Source organism: Stenotrophomonas sp. SRS1, assembly GCF_026130205.1.
Classification (GTDB): Bacteria; Pseudomonadota; Gammaproteobacteria; order Xanthomonadales; family Xanthomonadaceae; genus Stenotrophomonas; species Stenotrophomonas rhizophila_B.
In genome coordinates this window covers 404,105-429,395 of record NZ_JAINFD010000003.1, presented here as the reverse complement: position 1 = coordinate 429,395, position 25,291 = coordinate 404,105, and the positions used below count along the sequence as shown (strand labels likewise).

The following is a 25,291-nucleotide window of genomic DNA, read 5'->3' as shown; positions in this document are numbered from 1 at the left end:
GGGCATGAGTGACGTGTTGGACAGCGCGGCCGGCGATCTGCTGCAGGCCGCGCAGCAGTGTTTGGCCGAGCCGGATCCGTTGCGCAAGGTCGCGTTGACCCAGCACTACGCCGTGCAGTTCCGCGCCGGTCGCCTGAAGGCACCGGCCGATGCGCCGCCACCGGAGCCGATCCGGATGCCGGGCCGCCCGGCCAGGCCCACACTCGTCCACCCGCGCGATCTGCCGCGTCGTGGCCTGGGCAGCGTGGAAGGGCGTGCCGCGTTCGTGCACGCCATTGCGCATATCGAACTCAACGCGATCGACCTGGCCTGGGATGCGGTGTACCGCTTCCGCGGCCTGCCGACCTCGTTCCATGCCGACTGGGTGAGCGTGGCCGATGACGAATCGCGCCACTTCATGCTGCTGCACGATCGGCTGCAGGCCAACGGCTATGCCTACGGCGATTTCGACGCGCACAACGGCCTGTGGGAAATGTGCGAGAAGACCGCGCACGACGGGCTGGCGCGCATGGCGCTGGTGCCGCGCGTGCTCGAAGCGCGCGGGCTGGATGTCACCCCGGGGATGATCGTGAAACTGCGCGCCGGCGGCGACCATGCCACCGCCGATGTGCTGGAGATCATCCTGCGCGAAGAGGTGGCGCATGTGGCCGCCGGCTCGCGCTGGTATCGGTGGTACTGCACGCGTGAAAACGTCGAGCCGCGACCGCGGTTCATGGCGCTGCTGAAAGAGTACGCCGGCGGCTACCTCTACGGCCCGTTCAACCTGGAAGCGCGCCTGTTGGCCGGATTCGACGAAGAAGAACTGGCCGAGCTGATCGAACAGACCGAACTGCGCGGTCAGGTGTTGGCCAGCACCACGCGCTGACCGCTTTCGGTTGGCCGGTTGACGTAGAACAGGCCCGGCCCCGGCCGATACGGCAACTCCCGCGTGCCTTCATCGGCTGCATAGAGCAGGGCGGTATCGCCGAGCGCATCGAAGTTCCAGTGCGCGGACTGCATCAGGTAGTGCTGGCGCAGCGTGCGCTCCTGCGCGACATCCAGTGGTTGGCCGGCCAACAGCCGTTCCGCGATGGGCTGCAGCTGTGCAGGCAGTGCGAGCGCGGGCAGCGTGTCCGGCGAGGTCGTCCACGCGACACCTGCCGCAGCCGCCCGCTGGTGCAGCAGCCGCAAGGCGATGAACTGGTAGCGCGCATCGATTTCGCGGCGCAGCACCACCGCCGCGTACGCACGCAGGGTGAATTGCGGCAGGACGCTGCGGCTGCCGGCGACACGCTGCTGCTGCCAGTGGTGCCAGACGTCCACCCAGATCGCGTCATCTCCCAGTCCCAGCGCGCGTTGCCAGCGCCGACAGGTGGCCTGTGCGTCGCGGTACACCGTACTGGTGCGCAGCAGCGCCAGTGGTGGGACCTCGCCTGCCGCCAGTCCGGTGCCACGCAGCAACTGCCCCTGCGGGCGGCTCAGCAGCTTGGGTCCTTCGATGCGCTGGTCGTAGCCACCGCCGATGTTGGCATGCACGCCGGGCAGGACGATCTCCTCGTGCTCGGGTGCCACACTGGTCAGCGCGAAATGCTCGCGATGCTCATCGCGGGCGACCAGCTGCACCACCTTGTCCGCGCACCCCGCCGGTAGCGCGACCACCGGCATTTCATCGCGATGCTGGCGGCCGATCGCCACCACGGTATCGAGCAGACCGACGAAGCGCACCCGCCGCATCGGGCCCGGAAAACCCGGCGCCAGTGACCAGCCGCATCGCAGCAGTTGTTCGGCCAGCCAGGCGGCTGCCTCCGGTGCATTGAGAAAGGCCACCGCATCGCGCGCGCTGGCCGCGCCACGCGAGTAACCAAACAGGTCCACGTGCACACTGCCCACTGCGCGCCCGGGCTGCGCGTGGGCCAGCTGGCGCAGCGCGTCCGGCAACCGTTGCTCCAGCGCGCGGCGTCGCTTGGCGCGCACACCGGTTCGGCCGATCCCGAACGCCAGCCCCATCAGGTCGTCTTCTTCGCCAGTGCGTGTGCCCACGCCCTCGATGTAGATCGCCAGCGCCAGCGTATCGTCGGCCGGCGGCGTCTGGCGGTGATCCGGGTACAGCGCATGCAGCCGCGCGATGTTGGTCAGGCCGTTGCTGTAGCTGCTGGTCAGTCGGCTCTGGTAGGGCGATGCATCGTCGGCCACCACGGCCGACACCCGCGGCACCGGGGTGGTGGCGCCTGGCGGGCGTGACGCACGCTGCAGGTTGTCGGCATTGTTGCGGGTGCCATCGAAGAACAGGCCGATGTGCAGTGACACCGTCGCCCCCGTTGTCGATTGGGTAGCTGCCACCGCCATGTCGTCCCTGTTTCCCCGAGGATGCCAGCCTAAGGTAGCGCGGAATCCGTTCGCCGCAAGCGCTTGCGGAAGCCGCCGTGACGTCGCTGAACCAAGGCGCAGTCGATCACAGTTCTGAAATCCCATCTGTAATTTCTATTGAATTCACAGGGGCAGGGCGCGCCAGATGGGCGTGCCGGCCCAAGGGCCGACGGCAACCCCGACTCCACTCCGTTTTTCACTCAAAGAGGGCGACATGATGTCCAGTTCGATGAGCAAGGCCGCAGGTGTGATCGCGTTGTGTCTGCTGGGGGCCGGTGGCGCTGCCGCTGCCCCGCTGTTCGAGCCGGTGACGGTGCTCAGCCGGGCCGGTACCGCAAACCAGCCGGCCTTGCAGGCGCTGATGGGTTCGCCCTCGACCAGCGCAGTGCAGGAGGTGCGGGTGGACGCAGCGGCGGTCTCGCCGGTGCAGAAACAACTGGAATTCGAGCTGTTGGGGCAGCCGGTGCAGGCCCTGCAGAGCAAGGTCGAGACGCTCGCCGATGGCGGCAGCATCTGGTACGGCCAGATCGGGACGCGTGCTGGCGCGCGCCTGATCAAAGCCGGCGCGCCGGATCCGATGAACTCGGTGATCCTGGTGCGTTCGGGCGACACGATCACCGGCTCGATCCGCAAGGAGGGTCAGCTGTACCGGCTGCGCCCGGTCAGCGACGGGCGGCATGTGCTGGTGGAAGTGGATGAGGCGCGCATGCCGGCCGACCATCCCGCCGATTACAACAGCCTGCCCACCATCGCCATGCCGCCCAGTGACCGCGCCGGCATCGCCGCAGCGTCCTCGGGCACGCCGGCCACCATCCGCGTGCTGGTGGTGGCCACCAACGGCGCAGTGGCGGCCTACGGCGGCAACATGCAGTCGCTGGTGCAGCTGGCGGTGGCCGAGTCCAACCAGGGCTACAGCAACAGCAATGTCGGCATCACCCTGCAGCTGGCCGGGTACGAGACCACCAGCTATGCCGAGTCCAGCAGCTTCTCCACCGATCTGGCGCGCTTCCGCAACACCAGCGATGGGGTGATGGACAGCATCCATACCAGCCGCAACAGCACTCGCGCCGATGTCGCGGTGCTGGTGATCAACAACGCCAGCTCGTGTGGGCTGGCCTCGGGCATCGGCTCCACGGCGGCCACCGCGTTCGCGGCGGTGCATTGGGACTGTGCGACCGGGTACTACTCCTTCGCGCATGAGATCGGCCACCTGCAGAGCGCACGGCATGACATCGCCACCGATTCGAGCACCTCACCGTATGCCTATGGCCACGGCTATCGCTACGAGCCGGCCAGCGGCACCGGCTGGCGCACGATCATGGCCTACAACTGCACCCGCAGCTGCCCGCGCTTGAACTACTGGTCCAACCCGAACATCAGCTACAACGGGATTCCGACGGGCATCGCCAGCAGCGCCGACAACCAGCGTGTACTGGTCAACACCAAGGCGGCCGTGGCCGCGTTCCGCTGACCGCTGTTTCCCGCGGCGGCCGCTGCGCCGCCGCGGGGTAGGTTCAGTTCGCCAGGGCGTCCAGCGTCCAGCCTTCGGGGGTGACGCGCAGCACCGAGCCCTGCTCGTACCAGTCGCCCAGCACGATGCGGGTGCAGTCGCGCCCGCCGGCCTGCAGCGTGTGGATGGCCGGCCGGTGGGTGTGGCCGTGGATCATCGTGTCCACCCCATAGCGGGCGAACGTGCTGTCCACCTCGGCCGGCGCCACGTCGGTGACGGTTTCGAACTGGGCACGGTCGCCCTGCTTCATTTCCGACTGGCGCGCCTGACTGGCATCGCGCGCCTTCTGCGCGAAGGCGATGCGCGCGGCCAGCGGCTGCGACAGGAACTGCGCCTGGAACACCGGGTCGCGGGTCTGCGTGCGGAACTGCTGGTAGGCGATATCGTCGGTGCACAACAGATCGCCATGCTGCAGCAGCACCGGGCGGCCATACAGTTCGATGACACTCGGGTCGGGCAGGATCGTGAACCCCGCGCGGCGCGCGTAGTCCTCGCCGACCAGGAAGTCGCGGTTGCCGCGGATGAAGTAGACCGGTACCCCGGCATCGGCGACGGCATGCAGCGCGACCGCGACTGCATCGGCGGCCGGGGAGGGCGTGTCATCGCCGATCCAGGCTTCGAACAGGTCGCCCAGGATGTACAGGGCCTCGGCCTGCATCGCTTCGTCGCGCAGGAAGGCCAGGAACAGGTCGGTGATGGCTGGACGACTCGGGTCCAGGTGCAGATCGGAGATGAACAGCGTGGTCATGGGCGCATTGTAAAACGGGATCACGGTGCCAGGCAGCGCCACAGGGTGAAGCGCGCCCCTTGCGACAACGGCGCGCGGTCACAGCCGTTACAACGGCAGCCATTGCAGGCTGGCCGCCGCCAGCACTGCGGCAATGCCCGTGGCAGCCAGCACGTCGCTGGGGTAATGCAGCCCCAGCACCACCCGCGACAGGCCGATCAGCACGGTGAAGGGCACCAGCAACGGGGCCAGCCACGGGTAGTAGGCCAGCGCCACGATCGTGAAGGAGACCGCGTGCAGCGTGTGCCCGGACGGGAAGCTGAACTCGTCCAGCGGCGCCACCCAGGCGCGGATGCGCAGGTCGGCGGCGAACGGCCGCGGGCGGCGCGTCCAGCGTTTGAGGCCCTTGTACAGCAGCAGTGCCATCAAGCCGGTGGCGGCCATGTGCAACGAAGCATGCAGGCCGTCGAAGCCGTCCAGCAGCACCAGTGCGGCCATCAGCGCGTACCAGGCCGCGCCGTCGCCAAGACGACTGATGACGGCAAAGGCGTGCCGCACCCGGCGGCGCCGGCAATAGTGGTTGGCGCGTCGGCACCAGCGCGTTTCGCGCCCGCGCAGGGCATCAAGCAGCATGGTCGGCATGCGGCCTCCGGGCCTGGGCCAGTTCGGCGAGCAGGGCATCGAACTCGGCCACCACGTGCTGGGGATGCAGCCGCTTCATCGCGGTGGCGGCATTGCGGCCGAGCCGGTGGCGCAGGGCGTCATCGCCGGCCAACTGCACCGCGGCGGTTACAAAGTCGTTATCGTCATTCACGGCGATGCCGTTGTCATCGGTGCGCAGGTATTCGCGGGCGGCGCCGTAATCGAAGGCAACGGTCGCCAGGCCGCTGGCCATCGCTTCAAGGGTCACGTTGCCGAAGGTCTCGCTGCGGCTCGGGAACAGGAACAGATCGCCGCTGGCAAAGTGTCGCGCCAGCGCATCGCCGCGCTGCACGCCGCAGAAGATGAAGTCCGGGTTGTCGTGGGCCAGTTTGGCGCGTGACGGGCCATCGCCCACGAACACGAAACGCGCCTTCGGCCGTACCTGTTGCAGGCGGCGGAACGCTTTGACCGCCAGCCCGAGGTTCTTCTCCGGGGCGATGCGGCCGACGTAGATCGCGGCGAAGCCGTTGCCATCGATGCCCCACTCCTCGCGCAGCGCCGGGTCACGGCGCTCGGGCTCGAACTGACTGCTGTCCACGGCGCGCGCCAGCAGGCGCACACGATCAAAGCCCTGCTCGCCGAGGAACTGCTGCAGCTCCTGGGTCGGCACCAGCGTGGCATCGGCCTGGTTGTGGAAGCGGCGCATCCAGCGCAGCGCGGCGGCCTGCAGCCAGGCCACGCCGTAGTCGGGCAGGTACTCGTCGAAACGGGTATGGAAGCCGGTGGCGACCGGGATCCCCATCCGGCGTGCGGTGCGCAGCGCCGACCAGCCGAGCGGACCCTCGGTGGCGATGTAGATCGCATCCGGTCGTTGATGCTGCCACTGGCGCGTCAATCGCGTGGGCGCCGGCAGGCCGAAGCGCAGGCCGGGATAGCGCGGCAGGGTGGCACCGGTGACCAGCACCGTGCTGTCTACCGCCTCGATGTCGGAGGGTTGCCGGGGCCGCACCAGATCGACCTGATGGCCGGCGGCACGCAACCCCAGTTCCAGGCCCTGCACGGTCAAGGCAACGCCATTGACTTCAGGGGGGTAGGTTTCGGTGACGATGGCATAGCGCATGGCGGGCCTCCGGTATGCCACGCATGCTGGGGCCGGGCGATGTAGCCGACATGACCGCCGTATGACGTTGGGATGACGCGCGCACCAGCAGTAAAAAGCCACGGCCCCGAAGGGCCGTGGCGAACAAGCGTTGTTACCCGGCGGCGATCAGAAGCGCTGCTGATATTTCATGTACATGAAACGCCCGATGTCGTAGCCACCGTAGTAGGAGAAGTTGGAGTTCGGCTGGCTGTACATGATCGGGCCGTACTTCTCGAACACGTTGTTGGCACCGACGGAGACGGTGGCATCCCAGGGCAGGTTGTAGCGGAACTGCACGTCGTGGAAGGTGACCGAGCCACGCTGGTTGTAGTCACGCGAGCCGGCGTACCACGGTGCCTGCACGCCCGGGTCGGAGCATTCGTCCGGGTCGGAGCATTCGTCCGGGCGGGTCTTCGCATTGAGGCAGCGTTCCTTGACGCCGGAGTAATAGCGCGCGGTCCAGCTCACCCCGAAGTCGCCCACGTCCCAGCCCAGGGTCAGGTTGGAGCGCACGCGGAAGCCGCTGCCGATGCCGTTTCTCGGTTCGGGGGCCACGTCAGCGTCGTTGGTGGTGCGCTCCAGGTAGGAGCTGACATAGGTGGTTGACCACCCGGTGGTCAACTTGCCGTAGTCCGTATCCAGATGGTGGCTCAGCTCCAGATCGTAGCCTTCCGTCTCCAGGAAGCCCGAGTTGCGCTTGCCGTACTTCAGCGTGTCGACGATGCCGGTGACGGGGTCGCGGGTGAAGCCGGTGCAGCGAGACGCGATGCCCTGCTCATAGCAATCGCGCAGCATGTCGTTGGGGTGGTCACTGACGATGGTGTTGTCGATGCGGATCTTCCACCAGTCCAGTGCCACGTTGAGGTTGGGCACGAAGGTCGGGCTCCAGACCAGGCCCAGCGTACGGCTGGTCGAGGTCTCCGGCTGCAGGTCCGGGTTGGAGCCGTTGGTGAACGGCACCGGTGTTTGAGCGCTGCTGGAGGTGATCGGCACGCCACCCTGGCGCAGCTGGCGGTAGGTGTCGGCGTTGGCGATGTCGGCAGCGCACCTTGCGCGGACCTCGGCACTGCTGGCCGAGGCGCCGTACACGGTATCGCAGGGATCGCGGTAGTTGGTGGTGAAGGTTTCCGAGCCACCGCCATACAGATCGGAAATGGTCGGTGCGCGGAAGCCCTGCGCCCAGGTACCACGCACCAGCAGCTGATCGATCGGCTTCCACTTGAAGCCGAACTTGCTGTTGAGGGTGGTGCCGAAGGTGTTGTAGTCCGAGTGACGGGTGGCGGCGCTCAGGCTCAGCTCACGCGCACCGGGCAGGTCGGCCAGGATCGGCACGCTGAGCTCGAGGTAGGCCTCGTTGACTTTGTAGCCGCCGCCGGTCGGGCCGGCCGCCAGGTTGGTGGTCGCACCACTCTGGGCCAGCGGATCGGGGATGAATTCCCCGGCTTCCTTGCGGGTTTCCACCCCGAAGGCGAAGCCCAGATCGCCGGCTGGCAGCGTCATGACCGTACCGGCGATGCTGGCGAAGGCGTTGCGGGTGGTGGTCTTGCCGCGGGAGACTTCCGGCGGGAACAGATAGTCGATCAGCGCCTGATTGCCGGTCAGACCATTGGGGTCGTTTGAGCCGTACGGCACCAGCGGATTCCACGGCATGCAGCCGGCAATCGGCGCGCCCGGCACGCCACATTCGACCTTGCCCGTGGCCTCGTTGTAGTAGGACGGGCCGACCGCGTTCTTGACGCGCTCCTTGTTGAGGTTGCCGGTGGCGTGCTGCAGCAGTTCGCTGCGGTTGTATTGATAGCCCACTTCCCAATCGAAGTAGCGCTCGCCCACCTCGACGCTGCCTTCCAGCGCGGCCACGGCGCGCCAGGTGGTGAGGTCGCTGGTGCTCACCCGCGGCACTTCCCAGGTGCGGCGGTTCCACGCGATGTCGGTGGGCGTTTCATACCCGTGATGGTTGCCGAAGGGATTGAACCAGCTGTCGGCCGACATCCGTCCGATGCCTTCGGTGGAGGACTGCAGGGGATAGCCGGCGATCTGCCGGGTCGAGGAACGTTTGTTGTAGCCCAACTGGGTGGTCAGGCGGATGTCATCGGTCAGGTCCAGTCGGCCATCCAGGAACAGCGAATCCCGCTTGAGCGGCGAGATCAGGTGCATCTGTTCCTGCGCGTTGCTGAGGTCGCCGGTAAACGGGGTCAGATCGCTGAGGTGATAGTTCGCCGGGTTGGTCGGATCGGTGCCGCGGTCCAGCGAATAGTTGCACCCCGCTGCGGCCGTGCAGCCCGGCCCCTTCAGGCCGTTGATCTGGCCCCATTGGCTGATCTGGGTCCAGCTGTCGCCCGGGTGGCGGGTGGTATTCGGGAACTGGCTGAACCAGCGATCACGTGCCCACACGCCCTTCTCTTCGGTGTGCTCGGCCGAGAAGGTCAGCGAGGCGCGGTCGTTGGACCAGCCGGCGATCACATCGACGCTGTTGCGCGCCCCATCGCCCTGGCTGTACTGGCCGTAATAGACGTTGGCGGTGACGCCGTCGACGTTGCTGCGGGTGATGATGTTGATCACGCCGGCCATGGCATCGGAGCCGTAGATCGCCGAGGCACCGTCCTTCAGTACTTCCATGCGTTCGATCGCCGAGACCGGCACGCTGGAGATGTCCTGGTAGCCGCTGGTGGCGATGCCCAGGCGCTTGCCGTTGATCAGCACCAGGGTGCGCTGCGCGCCCAGGTTGCGCATGTCGATATAGGTGCCGCCAGCGGTCTCGCCGGCACTGAGCACGTTGGATCGGCTCAATGCCGGGCTGCCGACGGCCGTCAGGTTCTGCAGGATGTCAGCGACCGAGCTGAAGCCCTGGCGCTCGATGTCGGCGCGGCTGATCGCCAGCACCGGCTGGGCGGATTCGACATCGACCTGGCGGATGCGCGATCCGGTGATCTCGATGCGGTCCAGAGTGGTCGGGGTAGCGTCCTGGGCGAGGACAGTGGTGGAAGCCAGGCCAGCGGTGCCGGCCACTAGGGCAAGGCGGATCGCCTGCCCCAACGGGATGGTGGATGAAGACATGATCGACTCTCTCTCTTATCGGAACGACGTCCAAGAGGTCGGCGGACCCAAGTGCCGCCTTCCTCAAAATCCAGCCGTGTGAAGGCCGGTATCCCGAGAGTAGATCGATTGGTTAAGTTTCCATGAGGGAGATGTGAGGCTGTTCTCACAAATAATTCACGGGTGCGCCGTTCTGCGAATTCAGCCGAGAAATTGCTGCAGAGGCACGCTACGAAGCAGGCAAAAAGCGTCAGGCGACGAAGGGTCGGAACTGCACCCCCAGCCCCGCCATGCCCTCGGTTTCGCCGATGAGATCGGCGCGCAGCAGCGGACGCGCATCGATGTACGCCTGCGGAAGGATCAGCGAGAGACGTCCATCATCCGCGGTCAGTTCCAGTGCCGGCATCGGCGTGTCTTCATGCGCGCGGTTGAGCAGGACCGCCAGCCGAAGCAACGCGGTCATGCGCCGTGCCGGCTGCAGCAGACGCTCGGGCAGCGCCTCGAAGGCGGACTTGGAGATGTTGCGGCGATGGCTGCGTACCAGCGCGGCGAGCAGCTGCTGTTCCTGCCGCGAGAAACCGGCGATGTCCGAGTTCTCCAGCACGTAGCTGCCATGCACGTGGTAGCCGCTGTGCGCGATCATCAGGCCGAGCTCGTGCAGGCGTGCGGACCAGCCGAGCATGCGGGCATCGTCCGGGTCCAGCTGCCAGCTTTCTTCCACCTGGGCGAGCAGGTACATCGCGGTATTTTCCACGCGATCGGCCTGCACGGTGTCGATGCCGTAGCGCTGGGTCAGTGCCGCGACCGACTCGTCGCGCAGGTCGTTCTCGCTGGCGCGGCCGAGGATGTCGTACAGGATGCCTTCGCGCATCGCCGCCTTGCTGACCAGCAGCTTCTGCAGCCCCAGCGCCTGGAAGGCGGCTTCGAGCACAAGGATGCCCCCGGCGATGATCGGGCGGCGATCGGCCGACAGGCCCGGCAGGTCGATGTCCTCGATGCGCTTGGCCTTGAGCAGTTCATCGCGCAGCTGCGGCAGGGCCTCGGCCGTGATCGCGCCCTTGCTCAGCTTCATCGTGGCGCAGATTTCGCTGATCGCCTTGTGCGTGCCCGACGAACCCAGTGCTTCGTGCCAGCCCAACGCGCGGTACTTGTTGGCGAACTGCTGGAACTCCGCGCCGATCTCGGTCAGGGCGTCCTTCCAGCGCTTCTTGCTGAGCTTGCCGCCGGGGAAGAAACGCCGCGTACTGGCGATGCAGCCGGCCTGCAGGCTTTCGCGTTCCAGCGTCTGCATGCCCTGGCCGATGATGAATTCCGTCGAGCCGCCGCCGATGTCGATTACCAGCCGGCGCTGGTCCGCCTTGGGCGGTTGCGCATGGGCCACGCCCAAGTAGATCAGGCGCGCCTCTTCGCGGCCGCTGACCACTTCGATCGCATGGCCGAGCGCGGTTTCGGCCGGCATCAGGAAGGCCTGCGGCGAACGCAGCTGGCGGACGGTGTTGGTGGCCAGTGCACGCACCCGCACCGAGGGGATTGCCCGGATGCGCTGGCCGAACCGGGCCAGGCATTCCAGCGCGCGCTGTCGGGCTTCGGCGGACAGGCCGCCCTTGCCATCCAGGCCATCGGCCATGCGCACGGTCTCGCGCAGGCGGTCGACCACCCGCAACTGCCCGAGCGTGTATCGCGCGATGACCATGTGGAAGCTGTTCGATCCGAGGTCGATGGCGGCGAGCAGGTCGCCATCCTGCAAAGCGGGCGGAGTCGTGGAGGTATGCGGCATGGGCGAATGTTAGCCGAAGGCAGGCCCCCCGCGTCACCGCACCGCCTTCACAGGGCATGCGACGCGGGGTCGCAGGCTACAGACCCTGCAGCAGCGCCATCTGCGCCGCGTGCGGCGGCTCGTCGTGCCCCGGCGTGCACTTGATATAGCTGCCGTCGGCCTGCAGTTCCCAGGCGTTGAGGTTGTCGTCCAGGTAGTTCTGCAGCACGTCGCGGTAGACCTTGCGCGCCAGTTCCGGGTCCAGGATCGGGAAACAGGTCTCGACCCGGCGCAGCAGGTTGCGCTCCAGCCAGTCCGCGCTGGCGCAGAACAGTTCCGAGGCCCCATCGTTGCCGAACCAGTAGACCCGGCTGTGTTCCAGGAAGCGGCCGACGATCGAGCGCACCCGGATGGTGTCCGAGACACCGGGTACGCCGGGGCGCAGCGTGCAGGCGCCGCGCACGATCAGGTCGATCTGCACGCCCGCCTGCGACGCCGCGTACAGGGCCCGGATCATCTGCGGTTCGTTGAGGGCATTCATCTTGGCGATGATCCGCCCGGGACGGCCACTGGCGGCCAGGCGCGTTTCGCGCTCGATCCGCTGCAGCAGACCCGGATGCAGGGTGAAGGGCGACTGCAGCAGGCGCTTGAGCTTCATCCGCGGGGCCAGCCCGGACAGCTGCTGGAACAACAGGTGCACATCGTTGCCGATGTCCGGATCGGCGGTGATCAGGCTCAGGTCGGTGTACGCCCGCGCGGTGCCGCTGTGATAGTTGCCGGTGCCCAGGTGCACGTAGCGGCGCAGCTTGCGGCCTTCGCGGCGCACGATCAGCAGCATCTTGGCGTGGGTCTTGAAACCGACCACACCGTAGACGACCTGCACGCCGGCTTCCTGCAGGCGGTCGGCCAAGCCGAGGTTGGCTTCTTCATCGAAGCGCGCACGCAGCTCGACCACGACGGTCACGTCCTTGCCGTTGCGTGCGGCCTGGATCAGCGCATCGACGATCAGCGAATCCTTGCCGGTGCGGTACAGGGTCTGCTTGATCGCCAGTACGTTCGGGTCGACCGCCGCCTGCTTGATCACATCCAGCACGGCGGTGAACGCATCGAAAGGATGGTGCAGCAGCACGTCCCGGCGCGCGACGATCTCGAAGATGCCATCGCTGTCGCGCAGCACGCGCGGGCTCAGCGAGGGGTACTTCAGGTCCGGCCGCTGGATCACGTCGTACAGCTGGACCACGCGGTTGAGATTGACCGGGCCGTCGATGCGGTAGACCGCGTTCTCGGTCAGCCCGAAGTTCTGCAGCAGGGTACGCACGATGTCGCGCGGGCAGTCCTGGGCGATCTCCAGCCGCACGGCCGGGCGGTAGCCACGGTCGACCAGCTCGTCGCGCAGCGCCAGGGCCAGGTTCTCGACTTCTTCCTCGTCCACCACCAGTTCGGAATTGCGGGTCACGCGGAACTGATACGCGCCCTGGACTTCCATGCCCGGGAACATCTCATCGACGAACGTGGACAGCACCGAGGACAGGAACACGAAGGTCTGCGGGCCGCCCAGTTTTTCCGGCAGCTGGATGATGCGCGGCAGCGAGCGCGGCGCGCGCACGATCGCCAGATGGCCGGCACGGCCGAACGCATCGGTGCCCTTGAGCACCACCACGATGTTCAGCGATTTGTTGAGGATCTTCGGGAACGGGTGCGACGGATCCAGGCCGAGCGGGGACAGCACCGGCATGATCTCGTTGCGGAAATAGGCCCGCAGCCAGCGCTTCTGGCGATGGTTCCAGGAGTGCCGGCCAAGCACATCGATGCCGGCCTCATGCAGTGCCGGGCGCAGGGTCTCGTTCCAGCAGCGGTACTGCTGGTCGACCAGCTGTGCGGCACGGTCATGGATGGCGTTGAGGATCGCCTGCGGGGTCATGCCGTCCGGCGCGGGCGGCAGGCCGAATTCCTGCGCATGGCGCACCGCGGCGGCGCGGATCTCGAAGAATTCATCCAGGTTGGTGCAGGAGATGCACATGAAGCGCAGACGCTCCAGCAGCGGTACCTGCGGGTCCATCGCCTGGGCCAGCACGCGGAAGTTGAAATCCAGCTGCGACAGCTCGCGGTTGATGTACAGCGCCGGATCGCGCAGCGGATCGCCGTCCACAGGCACGGCGGCGGGAACAGGAGTGCTCATGCGGAAAAGTCTTCAGAAGAAGGAAGGGAGACGACCTCGTTGCGCGCACGCACCTGGTCGGCATCGAAATGGCACGAGAACGTGCTGCCTTTGCCGACCTCGCTCTGGATCTCCAGGCGGGCATGGTGCAGGCCGAGAATATGCTTGACGATCGACAGCCCCAGCCCGGTACCGCCGCTCTCGCGCGAGCGGCTGCTGGAGACGCGGTAGAAGCGTTCGGTCAGGCGCGGCAGATGGTTGGCCGGAATGCCATAGCCGGTGTCGCGCACCGACAGCACCACGCCATCGCCTTCGCGCGCGAAGTGCACTTCCACGCGGCCACCGGCCGGGGTGTAGCGCACCGCGTTGGTGACCAGGTTGGAGAACGCACTGTGCAGTTCCTTGTTGGAGCCCTGCAGATCCACGCCGGCGGTATCGATGATGCTGATCTGGTGACGGCCCTGGCTGTGCGCTTCGGCCTCGCGGCGCAGTGTGGCCAGCATCGGCGTCATCGCCACGGCTTCGGCTTCGGTGTGTTCCTGCGATTCCAGCCGCGACAGGGTGAGCAGGTCTTCGACCAGCTGCGCCATGCGCTGGGATTGCTTGCGCATTTCCTCCAGCATCGGGCCGGTGCCGGGGAAGTCCTCCGGATCCATCATGTCCAGATAGCCGTGTACCACGGTCAGCGGCGTGCGCAGTTCATGCGAGACGTTGGCAACGAAGTCACGGCGTACCTGTTCCAGCCGCAGCAGCTTGCTGACATCGCGTGCGATCAGCAGCCAGTAGTCCGGTGAGTAGGGAATCAGGCGCAGGTTGAGGCGGATCGCCGGGTCGACCGGGGAGGGCACATCCAGGATCGGTTCGGCATTGCGGCCACCGGCCAGCCAGTGCGCCAGCGGCATCGGCTGCAGGCGTTCAACCAGCGCTTCGCCCAGATCGCCGGGGTGGTGCAGGCCGAGCAGCGAGGTCGCCGCTTCGTTGAACCACTGCACGCGCTGGCTGTTGCGGTCGACCACGACCACGGCATCGGGCAGGGCGGCGGCCGCGGCGCGATAACTGCGCAGCATGTCCAGCAGGCGCCGCTTGCGCTTTCGCATTTCCCACTGGTTGCGGTAGAGCAGGCGGTCCAGCTCGTTCCATACACCGGTGCCGTCACCCATGTCCCAGCGATGTCGTGCAGTGAGGCCACGCAGCACCCGGCGCAGCCGCCAGTAATGCCAGGTCAGTGCGCCGATGGAGGCCAGTGCGATGCACATCCAGACATGGCCGACCGCCAGGCCCAGCAAGCCGGCCGCGAGCAGCAGGGCGGCGAGGGTGGCCAGCGTTTTCAACCAGGCAGAACGGATGTGGCGGGGCATTGCGGTCTCGCAGAAAGTGCGGGCCTCGGAATCGATCCAAGGTTATAGCAGGAGTGGCCGGAACCGGGCATGCGCGCCCGGGACCGGCCCGACGAGACTCAGGTCGAGGTCGAGAACCGGTAACCGGCGCCGCGCACGGTCTGCACCATGTTCTCCGCAGCGAACGGCTCCAGGGTCTTGCGCAGGCGGCGGATGTGCACATCGATGGTGCGCTCCTCCACGTACACGCTGCCGCCCCACACGTGATCCAGCAGCTGGGCACGGGTGTAGACGCGTTCGGGGTGGGTCATGAAGAAGTGCAGCAGGCGGTATTCGGTCGGACCGATCGGCACCGGCTGGTCGCCGGCGAAGACGCGGTGCGCGGCGCCATCGATGCGGATCGTACCGACCGCGACGCTGCCATCTTCGTCATCGTCGCGGGCGCGGCGCATGACCGCACGGATGCGGGCCAGCAGTTCGCGTGCCGAGAACGGCTTGACCACGTAGTCGTCCACACCGGCTTCCAGACCACCGACGCGATCGTTTTCCTCGCCACGTGCGGTCAGCATGATGATCGGCACCTCGCGGGTGAGGGCTTCTTTGCGCCAGCGCCGGGCCAGGTCCAGGCCGCTGGTGCCCGGGAGCATCCAGTCCAGCAGGATCAGGTCCGGGACGCGATCGGCGATGGCGGTCTGTGCCTCGCGGGCGTCGCCAGCATGGATCGGGTCGTAGTCGCCCTTGCGCAGGGCAAAGGCGACCATTTCGCGGATCGCGGGTTCGTCATCGACGATCAGGATGCGTTTCTGCACGTGCCCACCGTATTGCTCATCAGATCGGGATTGAGCTCAGTAGACTACGGTTTCATGACAGGTTTGTGACGAGGCGGCCGTTCCCGTCGGTCACCGCCATCTGGCGGTCATGAGCGGGTTGGCGCGGACCGCCTCAGCGGCGGTCCAGGTCCGGGTCGTCGATCCCCTGCCGGCGCATTTCCAGCACGGTCGGGGTAATGCTCTCGATCCGGGCATCGACCCGGGCCCGGACCACGTAATCCAGGCTTGGCTGCCGCTTCAGCGCCTGCAGCTGGATCAAGGCCTGCTCGGGGCGGCCGCTCAGGAAGGCGGCCTCGGCGTAGGCCTCGCTGGCCCGGGTGGTATCGCCGGCCAGTTCGCTGGCACGGGCGAAGCGCTGCTGGAAGACCGGATCATTGCCGCTTTGCGACAGCATCGGGCGCAGCATCGCCTGCGCGCGCTGGCCGGCCTCGCGCCCGCCCTGCTCGTTGAGGATCGAGGCGTAGGTCAGCGCGACCGGGCGGCTGCCGGGATGCTGGCGCATCAGGGTCTCGAAGCGCGCATTGGCCTGCGCCTGCTGGCCCGAGCGCGACTCCGCCTCGCCCAGTGCCAGCGCCACCCAGACATTGTCCGGATGATCGCGCAGCAACTCGGTGAGGTCGCGGGTGGCCTGTGCCGCCGCACTGTTGCGCAGCCGGCCCAGCGCGAGCCCATAGCGTTGCGGCTCGGTCAGCCCGTTCTTCTGCGCGCGCTGCAGGCTTTCGTACTCGCTGATGACATCGGCGGGGGTATCGGCGCTGAGCACGCGCAGGCGCTCGCGCGCCCACTCGAACTGGCCCGTGCTGCCGCGGCTGAGTGAATTGACCGAAATCTGCATCGAGGCCGGCAGCAAGGGGTTGCTCCGCCGCACCAGCGGATCGGACAACGCCGGGTCGGCCGGGTTCACCCGCTCCTGGCGCACCCCGCCCGGCACCTCGGTGGTGAGCAGCACCGTGTCCTTCTTCATCTGCTCGGCGCGGGCCTTTGCCTCGCTGATACGGGTGGTGGTGACCGGGTGGGTCTGCAGGAAATCCGGCACGCTGTAGCCGCCCTGATTGCCCCGCATCGAGGCCGACATGCGCTCGAAGAAACCGGCCATGGCATCCACGTCGTAACCGCTGCGGGCCAGCGTGCGGATGCCCAGGCGGTCGGCCTCGGACTCATTGGAACGGGTGTAATTGATCTGGCGCTGCTGCATCAGCCCCATGCCGGAGGTGATCGCGGCCATGGTGGCGTCACCGGAGGAGCTGCCCCCGGCCTGCTGCGCGGCCACGACCGCGGCCAGCATGCCCAGCAGGATCGGGATCTGGTCGCGCTGGGCGCGCTCCACCCCGCGCAGCACGTGCTGCTGGGTGACGTGGGCGATTTCGTGCGACAGCACCGCGGCCACTTCGTCCTCGCGTTCGGCAGTCAGCACCAGGCCCGCATTCACGCCGATGTAACCGCCCAGGGTGGCAAAGGCGTTGATCTGCCGGTCCTTGAGCATGAAGAACGTGTAGGACTGGCGCGGCTGGGCACTGTTGGAGCCCAGCCGGGCGCCCATGGTCTGCAACCAGTCGTCGACCAGCGGGTCGTCGAGCAGGAAGCCGTAGTTGCGCAGTTCGCGCAGCATCATCCCGCCATACTCGGCCTGCCGGGCCGGGGTCAGCAGCTCGCCGGCCGAGGATCCGATGTCCGGCAGCTTGCTTTCCTGGGCGCCGGCCAACGGCACCGCCAAGGCCAGGGTCAACGCGGCAGAGAGCAGCAAAGGGCGCAAACGGAGCTCCTGGGGGGATGACGGACGACAGCGTGACAGGGCCAGTGCAACCTGCGGTTAAACCACAGTGTTGCGGCGGTGACATGGAAAATCCAGCAGACCGCTACCATATACAGACCAACGTTCCGCTGTGGAGTTTCCCGTGAGCCAAGATGCTGTTACCCCCCCGGGTGGTGCGCCCGCCATCACCATCTACTCGACCGCGGTGTGCCCGTACTGTGTGGCCGCCAAGAACTTCCTGAAGAGCAAGGGCCGCGAGTGGACCGAGGTCCGGATCGACCTGGACGCCGCCGAGCGCGAGAAGATGATGGCCAAGACCCGCCGCACCAGCGTGCCGCAGATTTTCGTTGGCGAGGTCCATGTGGGCGGCTACGACGACATGATGGCGCTGCACCGCGCCGGCAAGCTGGAGCCGCTGCTGGCCGGGCAGGACCCGGCATGAGCGCGGCCGATGACGGCAGCAAGGACCGCATCGCCGAATTCACCGAGTTCCGCCAGCGCATGAACCAGCGCATCCTGGGCGAGCCCAATCAGGTCGTGCGCCGCTTTTTCGCGCTGGACACCCAGACCTACCAGGCTGGTGCGCTGGATGTGAAGACCAAGGAGCTGCTGGGCCTGGTCGCCTCGATGGTGCTGCGCTGCGATGACTGCATCAGCTACCACGTGGCCCAGTGCAAGGACGCCGGCGTGACCCGCGAGGAGTTCTTCGAGACCTTCTCGGTCGGCCTGGTGGTCGGCGGTTCCATCGTGATCCCGCACCTGCGCCGCGCCGTGGACTTCCTGGATCAGCTCGAAGGTGGCGCCGAAGCGCCGGCCGTTCACGAGCATTGAGCCGGGGCCGTGATGGCCCCGCCGCGGTAGAGCCGACCGTTGGTCGGCTGCCCCGGCACCCCGGCAATGACGTCGCCCCCCGGTGGCGCACCGTTCAGGTGCGAGGCCATGTCCCCATCGACCAACCGTCGGTGCCTTTCCATGGTTCAGCACCCCCTGATTGCCGGCCAGCGGCCGGCACTACCGATCGCGTCTGGAGAGGAGCCCCCTTCTGTTGAAGGGGGCGCGCCAACGGCGCGGGGTAGAGGAGGCATGCGCGGGCAATTCTGCCTTGCCCGCCTTGGACCAATGGCCTATTTGGGGTCCATTGGGCGGGTAAGGCATAATTGCCGATGAAACTTCCCTTGCGCCCGCGCTTCGCGCACCTCACGGATGGCGCTCCCCCTCGGTTCGGAATACACATCAATGACGCAGAAAATCACGGTCATCCGCGGTGACGGCATCGGCCCGGAGATCATGGACGCTACCCTGTTCGTGCTCGGCAAGCTGGACACCGGCTTTGAATACGAAGACGCCGACGCGGGCCTGGTCGCGCTGGAAAAGCACGGCGATCTGATGCCGGCCTCCACGCTGGAGTCGATCGCACGCAACAAGATCGCGCTGAAGAGCCCGCTGACCACGCCGGTCGGTGGTGGCTTCACCTCGATCAACGTCAGCCTGCGTCGCCACTTCGACCTGTACGCCAATGTGCGTCCGGCGGTCTCGTTCCCGAACACCAAGTCGCGTTTCGGCGATGGCGTGGACCTGATCACCGTCCGTGAGAACACCGAAGGCGCGTACCTGGCCGAAGGCCAGGAAGTGTCGGCCGATGGCGAAACCGCCTTCTCCGGTACCCGCATCACCCGCAAGGGCTCCGAGCGCATCGTGCGCTACGCCTTCGAGCTGGCCCGCAGCACCGGCCGCAAGAAAGTCACCGCCGTGCACAAGGCCAACATCATCAAGTCGACCTCGGGCCTGTTCCTGGCCGTGGCGCGCGAAGTGGCGGCCAAGTACCCGGACATCGAGTTCCAGGAAATGATCGTCGACAACTGCTGCATGCAGCTGGTGATGCGTCCGGAACAGTTCGACGTGATCGTGACCACCAACCTGTTCGGCGACATCATCTCCGACCTGTGCGCTGGTCTGGTGGGCGGCCTGGGCCTGGCCCCGGGCGCCAACATCGGTGAGAACGCGGCGATCTTCGAAGCCGTGCACGGCACCGCGCCTGACATCGCCGGCCAGGGCAAGGCCAATCCGTGCGCGCTGCTGCTGGCCGCCGCGCAGATGCTGGACCACGTCGGCCAGGTCGAGAACGCCGAGCGCCTGCGCAAGGCCATCGTGGCCACGCTGGAAGCCAAGGATTCGCTGACCGGCGATCTGGGTGGCACCGGCAACACCATGGGCTTTGCCCAGGCCATCGCCAGCCGCCTGTAAGCGCGCGGGTCGGTTGTCCAGAAAGCGGGGCGCTTCGACGTCCCGCTTTTTTGTTGTCAGTTCAATGCCGGGTTCAATGGCGATCCGCAGGGAAGGTCATCCATCAATCTGTGCAAAAAATGCACAGATGGTGTTCGGGTAGCTGGCTGTTGGTGCACGGATCCGGCGCGCACCATGCACGCCATCCCAACCACAGCAGGATCTTTCCCATGAACTTCGCCTCCCTGATCAGCCTGGCCGGCATCCTCGGTGTCGCCACCGCGTCCGCCCAGCCCGCCGCCGAGCCGGCTCACCCGACCATCCGCCACATGGCTGGCGCGCAGGACACGAGCGCATTGCCGGCTGGCAAGACCGCGTTGCTGGTGATCGATTTCCAGGACGAATACTTCGCTGGTGGCCGCATGCCCATCCCTGATGGCGATGCCGCTCTGGCCCAGACCCGCCGCCTGGTGGACTTCGCCGATGCCCACAAGATCCCGGTCATCCACGTCCAGCACGTCCTGCCGGCCGGGGCGCCGCTGTTCGCCGAAGGCGGCCGCACGGTCCAGTTCCACCCGCAGATGCAGCCGCGCAAGGGCGAGCAGGTGATCGCCAAGGACAACGTCAGCGTGTTCGCCGGTGCCTCCGGCCCGGTGCTGGAGCAGGCGCTGAAGGACGCCGGGATCGACACGCTGATCATCGCCGGGTTGCAGACCCATGCCTGTGTCGCCGGCGCCGCCCGTGATGCCGCGCCGAAGGGCCTGAACGTGATCGTCTCCTCCGATGCCACCGCGAGCCGCACTCTGGATCTGCACGATGGCCGCCAGGTCGGCCACGCCCTCCTGCACGCCGCAGCCCTGGCCAGCATCGAGGACACCTACGGCACCGTGCTGGCCACCGATCAGATCCTGGCGCTGCCGGTCCGCTGAGCTGCACCGGCCTTGTTATGCTGCCGGCACCGCCACAGGGGCCGGCCGCTGCACGGGAGCGAGATGGACCAGTTTTCCGCGATGAAGGCATTCCGCAGCATCGTCGATGCGGGCAGTTTCACCGCCGCCGCCGAGCGCCTGGACACCACCCATTAGTCGACGTCGCGGCAGCTGCGCCAGCTGGAAGCGCACCTGGGGTCACGCCTGCTGGATCGCAACAGCCGCCGGCTGACATTGACCGAAGCCGGGCGGACCTACTACCAGGACTGTGTGGATATCCTGGACCGGCTGGAGGTGGCCGAGCAGCGCCTGCAGGCCGATCACGAGGCACCCAGCGGGTTGCTGCGGGTCAGTGCACCGCTGGTGATCGGCACGCTGGAACTCTCTCAATGGTTGCCTGCCTTTCTGGACCAGTACCCCGGCATCGCGCTGGATCTGTCCTGCGATGATCGCCAGGTCGATCTGATCGGGGGTGGTTACGACATGGCCCTGCGCATCGCCGGGCCATTGGCCGACAGCACGCTGGTGGCGCGCGAACTGGCTGTTACCGACATGGTGCTGGTGGCAGCGCCGCGCTACATCGCGCAATGGGGGCTGCCGCGCCAGCCAACGGATCTGGCCCGACATGCGCTGATCGGGTTCGCTGGCGCGCGTGGGCCGGTGGCGTGGTCACTGACCTCTGCACGAGGCGTGCAGAGCGAGATCCAACCGCAGGGGCGGCTGCGCGTGGATGCGATCCCGGCGCTGTACGCGGCCGTTCTGGCGGGGCAGGGCATCGCTGCGTTCACCCGCCTGACCGTGCAGGACGATCTACTGCATGGTCGTCTGGTGCGCGTTCTTCCGCAGCATCATGCTGGGCGCCGGCACTACTACGCGGTGTACCCACACGCACGCCAGCTGGCGCCCAAAGTGCGCGCGCTGGCCGACTTCATGGCCCGGCACTACACCGCGCTCCAGCAGTTGCGCGCAGTCGTACCGGAGGCATGAAAAAGGCGCCTTGCGGCGCCTTCGTCATATCGATGCGGGTGTGGGGCTCAGCGCTGCTGGATCTTGGACAGCAGGCGCAGGAATTCCACATACAGCCACACCAGCGTGACCATCAGGCCGAACGCGCCGTACCACTCCATGAACTTCGGTGCGCGTGCCTCGGCGCCGGTTTCGATGAAGTCGAAATCCAGCACCAGGTTCAACGCGGCCACCACCACCACGAACAGGCTGAAGGCGATGCCCATCCAGCCGCCTTCGTGGATCATCGGCACGTTGATGTTGAAGAAGCTCAGCACGAACGAGGCCAGGTACAGCAGCGCGATGCCGCCGGTTGCCGCCACCACGCCCAGTTTGAAGTTCTCGGTGACCTTGATCAGGCCGCTGCGGTACACCGCCAGCATCACGAACATCGTGCCGAAGGTCAGCATCACCGCCTGCATCACGATGCCGGGGAACTTGGCATTGAACATCGCCGAGATCGCGCCGAGGAACAGGCCTTCCACGAGTGCATACATCGGTGCGGTGACCGGCGACCATTCCTTCTTGAACACGGTCACCAGGGCCAGTACCAGGCCGCCGATCGCACCAACCAGCGTGTACAGCATGGCGCTGGAGGTGGGCAGGCCGTTCGCATCGACCGACTGGCTCCACGCGAAGGCGGCCGTCAGCACGGTCAGCAACAGCAACACGCCGGTCTTGTTGACGGTGCCGTTGATGGTCATCGCCTGGTCGGGGCGGGCCACGACCGAGCCGCTGGCCAGGTCGAGGAAGGTGGACTCGGAAAGTGCGGGATTGCCGCTGCGCATTGCCAATCTCCTTGATGGGGTAGGGGTTCGGCCCTCCGGCCGCTGCCCCGAGCATAGCCGAAGCCGCCATCGGCAATGACGACATGTGAATTGATGTGTGAAAACCGTTGACAGATGCCATGCCGATTCCCACAATAGGCGGCTCTTTCGGGGGGAACCCCGGAGGGAAACAAACCGCCGGGGTATAGCGCAGTCTGGTAGCGCGCCTGCTTTGGGAGCAGGATGTCGGGGGTTCGAATCCCTCTACCCCGACCAAGCCCGCTGCTCAAATCGGGATTGGAGTGCGACAATCCGGACCGAGCGCCCGTAGCTCAACTGGATAGAGCACCGGCCTTCTAAGCCGGCGGTTACAGGTTCGATTCCTGTCGGGCGCACCATCCGGTGCAAGCGGTAGGAGGCAAGGTTTTCAGTGGTGGCTGTAGCTCAGTTGGTTAGAGTTCCGGATTGTGATTCCGGTGGTCGGGGGTTCGAGTCCCCTCAGCCACCCCACTGATTCAAACTGGTTCACCGAAAGTGAATCAGGGTTGCAAAAGGCAGCACACACGCTACAATGTGCGCCTGAGTTTTCAGGGCTGTTAGCTCAGTTGGTAGAGCAGTTGACTCTTAATCAATAGGTCCAAGGTTCGAATCCTTGACAGCCCACCAAGACAGAAGCCATCGGGTCCGCCCGGTGGCTTTTTTCTTGATTGAATGTGGTGTGGAGCAGGTGGATTGTTGAGCGTTTACGGACGCCATTCGCCATCCATTCAAACAAAACGCTTGCGTCGCGCGCAGGAAATCCTGCATAATTCGCCTCCCGATTTTCGGGCTGTTAGCTCAGTTGGTAGAGCAGTTGACTCTTAATCAATAGGTCCAAGGTTCGAATCCTTGACAGCCCACCAAGACGAAAGCCGCCTGGTCCGCCAGGCGGCTTTTTTCTTGTCTGCGCCCAAGGGCGCCTGGCTGAAAGCCCCCTGAAACCAGCGCCGATCGCGTCATGCCACTTGCTCAAGCTGCGTCCCAGCGCACGGATCGCACGACGCGATAGCGTTCCACTGATGTCTCCGCGCCATCGGCGCATAGCGAGAGACGCCCCGCCATGAAGTACATCACCTTGTCCGCGCTCGTGCTGGCAGCATGCGCGACGACCGCGACCGCGACCGCGACCGCGGCGCCTGCCCACGAACTCACTGCGCTGCATCCCGCAGACATCGCTGCTCGCGCCACCACTGTCGTGCGCGGCGATCTGGTTCCCGGCCACGTGCGCCCCGTGCAACCGCTTGCCAGGGCGCAGGCCGATGTACGCCTGCCGACGGTGGTCCACACCCACATGCTCGACCGGGAACTCCAGCCGGCGCGTCCCGTAGACGAACACTGAAAGCCGGGCGGAGAGAGGCAATGCGCCGCTCTCCGCCTCGTTAAGCAACATGACGACCTTCCGCTTTCCGGCCGCGCCTGCAACAATGCGCGCCTGAGCTTGCAGGCTCGCGAAAGTGGCGGAATTGGTAGACGCCCTGGATTTAGGTTCCAGTGCCGCAAGGCGTGGGGGTTCGAGTCCCCCCTTTCGCACCAGTGCAGGGCGTTTTCGCCGGCACCATGACCATGGGCACGTCCCCGATCGGGGAGACGGCCACATGCTGGCCCTCTGTCGGCCCCGAGCGTTCTCGGCCCGCGCTGGCGGCGCTGGCGTTTATCGGCGAAACTACAGGGCTGCGGCGGGCATGTGCGTCCACGACCCCGCGTCCAAAACCCGTTTCATCCATCACATCGTGCCGGGGCCCATGCCGCCGGTGGCAGGAGTCAACATGCAAGCTTCGATCGAATCCACTGGCAATCTGGAACGCCGCCTGACCTTCTCGCTGCCGGAAGACCGTCTGCAGACGCACATCAGCGGCCGTCTGGGCGAAATCGCCCGCACCACGCGCATCAAGGGCTTCCGCCCGGGCAAGGTGCCGGCCAAGGTGATCGAGCAGCGTTTCGGCCAGCAGGTCCGCAGCGAAGCCGTCGATGGCCTGCTGCGTGAGACCTTCGATGCCGCCCTGCGCGAGCACGAGCTGCGCATCGCCGGCACCCCGCGCATCGACAAGGGTGAGGGCGAGCTGTCCTTCGTGGCCACCGTCGAGCTGGTGCCGGACTTTGGCGACGTGGACGTCAGCAAGCTGACCGTGGTCCGCCACACCGCCGAGATCAACGACGCCGACATCGACCAGATGATCACCAACCTGCGCGAACAGCGCCGCAGCTGGAGCCCGGTCACCCGTGGCGCCCAGGACGGCGATCTGGTCGCCCTGGAAACCTGGTCGCAGGCCGGCGATGAGCGCCTGCCGGCCGAGGGCACCGAAAAGGGCAGCGTGATCGTGGGCCAGGGCATGATGTTCGAGCAGATCGAACAGGGCCTGGTCGGTCTGACCGCCGGTGAAGAAAAGACCCTGGACGTCGAGTTCCCGGCCGATTGGCGCGTGCCCGCGCTGGCCGGCAAGCAGGTCAAGGTCACCGTCAAGGCGGTGGACGTGTCCGCGCCGGTGCTGCCGGAAGTCGATGCCGAGTTCATCAAGAGCTTCGGCGTGAAGGGCGGCGACGTGGAGCAGTTCCGCAAGGACATCCGCGCCAACCTGGAGCGTGAGCTCAAGGGTGCGCTGATGAACCGCCTGCGCCGCGAAGTCGGCGAGCAGCTGATTGCCGCCTACGCTTCGGTCGAAATGCCGCCGCGCCTGGTCGAGAACGAAGCCCGCGCCATGCTGGCCCAGCAGATCGATCAGATCCGCCGCAGCGGCCGCAACCCGGGCGACGTCCCGGCTGACGCCCATGAAGGCTTCAAGGACGCCGCTGCCAAGCGCGTGCTGGTCGGCCTGCTGGTCGGTGAAGTGGCGCGCAAGAATGACCTGCGCCTGGACCCGAAGCGCCTGAATGAAACCATGCGCCTGATCGCCTCGACCTACGAAGAGCCGGAGCAGGTCATTGAGATGTACCGCAATGACCCCCAGCTGATGACTGGGCTGCAGAATCGCGTGATGGAAGAGCAGGTGATCGATTGGATCGCCGAGCGCGCCCAGCACACCGAAGAGAAGCTGTCGTTCCAGGACGCGATCCGCCAGTAAGCGGCCCGCGTTTTACGCCCCGCGCCCCGGCGCGGG

19 protein-coding genes, 6 tRNA genes and 1 pseudogene are annotated in these 25,291 nt (G+C 66.5%); 15 read left to right on the top strand and 11 right to left on the bottom strand.

Going from position 1 to position 25,291, the window contains the following annotated elements:
- The first annotated feature begins 4 nt into the window (after positions 1 to 4).
- Positions 5 to 865, top strand: coding sequence for a ferritin-like domain-containing protein (locus tag K4043_RS12755; RefSeq protein WP_123728476.1), 861 nt, complete (start codon positions 5 to 7; stop codon positions 863 to 865).
- On the opposite strand, the gene K4043_RS12750 is transcribed toward K4043_RS12755, so the two are convergent.
- A complete protein-coding gene (locus K4043_RS12750; protein ID WP_265309548.1) occupies positions 838 to 2,325 on the bottom strand; it encodes a DUF2235 domain-containing protein in 1,488 nt (495 codons plus the stop codon). The genes K4043_RS12755 and K4043_RS12750 overlap by 28 nt on opposite strands.
- Positions 2,326 to 2,560: 235 nt before the next feature.
- Between K4043_RS12750 and K4043_RS12745 the strand changes: the two genes are divergently transcribed.
- Complete coding sequence (locus K4043_RS12745; RefSeq protein ID WP_265309547.1) at positions 2,561 to 3,817, top strand: zinc-dependent metalloprotease; 1,257 nt, start codon at positions 2,561 to 2,563, stop codon at positions 3,815 to 3,817.
- 43 nt (positions 3,818 to 3,860) lie between these two features.
- Here the strand turns inward: K4043_RS12745 and lpxH are convergent, their stop codons facing one another.
- The 9 genes from lpxH to K4043_RS12700 all read right to left on the bottom strand — a co-directional run bounded on the left by lpxH (position 3,861) and on the right by K4043_RS12700 (position 17,233).
- Positions 3,861 to 4,604, bottom strand: a complete 744-nt coding sequence (lpxH, locus tag K4043_RS12740; RefSeq protein WP_265309546.1) for a UDP-2,3-diacylglucosamine diphosphatase — start codon at positions 4,602 to 4,604, stop codon at positions 3,861 to 3,863.
- A gap of 87 nt (positions 4,605 to 4,691) precedes the next feature.
- Positions 4,692 to 5,225 carry a phosphatase PAP2 family protein gene (locus K4043_RS12735; protein ID WP_265309545.1) on the bottom strand — a complete coding sequence of 178 codons (534 nt, stop codon included), beginning with the start codon at positions 5,223 to 5,225 and terminating at the stop codon, positions 4,692 to 4,694.
- Positions 5,206 to 6,345, bottom strand: coding sequence for a glycosyltransferase family 1 protein (locus K4043_RS12730; RefSeq protein ID WP_123728481.1), 1,140 nt, complete (start codon positions 6,343 to 6,345; stop codon positions 5,206 to 5,208). Before K4043_RS12730 ends, K4043_RS12735 begins: the two co-directional genes overlap by 20 nt.
- Before the next feature lie 147 nt (positions 6,346 to 6,492).
- Entirely contained in the window at positions 6,493 to 9,420 is a 2,928-nt protein-coding gene (locus K4043_RS12725) for a TonB-dependent receptor (RefSeq protein WP_265309544.1), read from the bottom strand.
- A gap of 229 nt (positions 9,421 to 9,649) precedes the next feature.
- A complete protein-coding gene (gene ppx, locus K4043_RS12720) occupies positions 9,650 to 11,176 on the bottom strand; it encodes an exopolyphosphatase (protein WP_123728483.1) in 1,527 nt (508 codons plus the stop codon).
- A 76-nt stretch (positions 11,177 to 11,252) separates the two neighbouring features.
- Positions 11,253 to 13,334 carry a polyphosphate kinase 1 gene (gene ppk1 / locus K4043_RS12715; protein WP_123728484.1) on the bottom strand — a complete coding sequence of 694 codons (2,082 nt, stop codon included), beginning with the start codon at positions 13,332 to 13,334 and terminating at the stop codon, positions 11,253 to 11,255.
- On the bottom strand, positions 13,331 to 14,671 hold the full coding sequence (gene phoR / locus K4043_RS12710) for a phosphate regulon sensor histidine kinase PhoR (protein ID WP_265309543.1): 1,341 nt from the start codon (positions 14,669 to 14,671) through the stop codon (positions 13,331 to 13,333). Before phoR ends, ppk1 begins: the two co-directional genes overlap by 4 nt.
- 98 nt (positions 14,672 to 14,769) lie before the next feature.
- The gene (phoB, locus tag K4043_RS12705) at positions 14,770 to 15,459 is read right to left on the bottom strand and encodes a phosphate regulon transcriptional regulator PhoB (RefSeq protein ID WP_123728486.1); all 690 of its coding nucleotides are present in this window, start codon (positions 15,457 to 15,459) and stop codon (positions 14,770 to 14,772) included.
- Between the two features lie 133 nt (positions 15,460 to 15,592).
- Positions 15,593 to 17,233, bottom strand: a complete 1,641-nt coding sequence (locus K4043_RS12700; RefSeq protein WP_265309542.1) for a M48 family metalloprotease — start codon at positions 17,231 to 17,233, stop codon at positions 15,593 to 15,595.
- A gap of 142 nt (positions 17,234 to 17,375) precedes the next feature.
- On the opposite strand from K4043_RS12700, the gene grxC reads away from it, so the two are divergent.
- The 5 genes and pseudogenes from grxC to K4043_RS12675 all read left to right on the top strand — a co-directional run bounded on the left by grxC (position 17,376) and on the right by K4043_RS12675 (position 21,372).
- The gene (gene grxC, locus K4043_RS12695) at positions 17,376 to 17,675 is read left to right on the top strand and encodes a glutaredoxin 3 (protein ID WP_123728488.1); all 300 of its coding nucleotides are present in this window, start codon (positions 17,376 to 17,378) and stop codon (positions 17,673 to 17,675) included.
- Positions 17,672 to 18,064: a carboxymuconolactone decarboxylase family protein gene (locus K4043_RS12690; RefSeq protein WP_019185812.1), complete on the top strand. Its 393-nt coding sequence runs from the start codon at positions 17,672 to 17,674 to the stop codon at positions 18,062 to 18,064. Before grxC ends, K4043_RS12690 begins: the two co-directional genes overlap by 4 nt.
- 405 nt (positions 18,065 to 18,469) lie before the next feature.
- Complete coding sequence (locus tag K4043_RS12685) at positions 18,470 to 19,477, top strand: isocitrate dehydrogenase (protein ID WP_121042973.1); 1,008 nt, start codon at positions 18,470 to 18,472, stop codon at positions 19,475 to 19,477.
- Between the two features lie 209 nt (positions 19,478 to 19,686).
- Positions 19,687 to 20,385, top strand: coding sequence for an isochorismatase family cysteine hydrolase (locus tag K4043_RS12680; protein WP_265309541.1), 699 nt, complete (start codon positions 19,687 to 19,689; stop codon positions 20,383 to 20,385).
- A 63-nt stretch (positions 20,386 to 20,448) separates the two neighbouring features.
- A pseudogene (locus tag K4043_RS12675) lies at positions 20,449 to 21,372 on the top strand (LysR family transcriptional regulator).
- Positions 21,373 to 21,419: 47 nt separating this feature from the next.
- On the opposite strand, the gene K4043_RS12670 reads toward K4043_RS12675, so the two are convergent.
- The gene (locus K4043_RS12670; protein WP_123728491.1) at positions 21,420 to 22,178 is read right to left on the bottom strand and encodes a Bax inhibitor-1/YccA family protein; all 759 of its coding nucleotides are present in this window, start codon (positions 22,176 to 22,178) and stop codon (positions 21,420 to 21,422) included.
- 178 nt (positions 22,179 to 22,356) lie between these two features.
- Here K4043_RS12670 and K4043_RS12665 point away from each other — a divergent pair.
- The 8 genes from K4043_RS12665 (at position 22,357) to tig (ending at position 25,255) form a co-directional block, all read left to right on the top strand.
- Positions 22,357 to 22,433 (top strand) — tRNA-Pro (locus K4043_RS12665).
- 45 nt (positions 22,434 to 22,478) lie between these two features.
- Positions 22,479 to 22,555 (top strand) — tRNA-Arg (locus tag K4043_RS12660).
- Between the two features lie 35 nt (positions 22,556 to 22,590).
- Positions 22,591 to 22,667 (top strand) — tRNA-His (locus tag K4043_RS12655).
- Positions 22,668 to 22,747: 80 nt separating this feature from the next.
- Positions 22,748 to 22,823 (top strand) — tRNA-Lys (locus tag K4043_RS12650).
- A gap of 160 nt (positions 22,824 to 22,983) precedes the next feature.
- Positions 22,984 to 23,059: transfer RNA gene (locus K4043_RS12645), tRNA-Lys, on the top strand.
- A 197-nt stretch (positions 23,060 to 23,256) separates the two neighbouring features.
- On the top strand, positions 23,257 to 23,535 hold the full coding sequence (locus K4043_RS12640; RefSeq protein WP_265309540.1) for a hypothetical protein: 279 nt from the start codon (positions 23,257 to 23,259) through the stop codon (positions 23,533 to 23,535).
- A 109-nt stretch (positions 23,536 to 23,644) separates the two neighbouring features.
- Positions 23,645 to 23,729 (top strand) — tRNA-Leu (locus K4043_RS12635).
- 233 nt (positions 23,730 to 23,962) lie between these two features.
- Positions 23,963 to 25,255: a trigger factor gene (gene tig, locus K4043_RS12630; RefSeq protein WP_123728493.1), complete on the top strand. Its 1,293-nt coding sequence runs from the start codon at positions 23,963 to 23,965 to the stop codon at positions 25,253 to 25,255.
- The last annotated feature ends 36 nt before the right edge of the window (positions 25,256 to 25,291 follow it).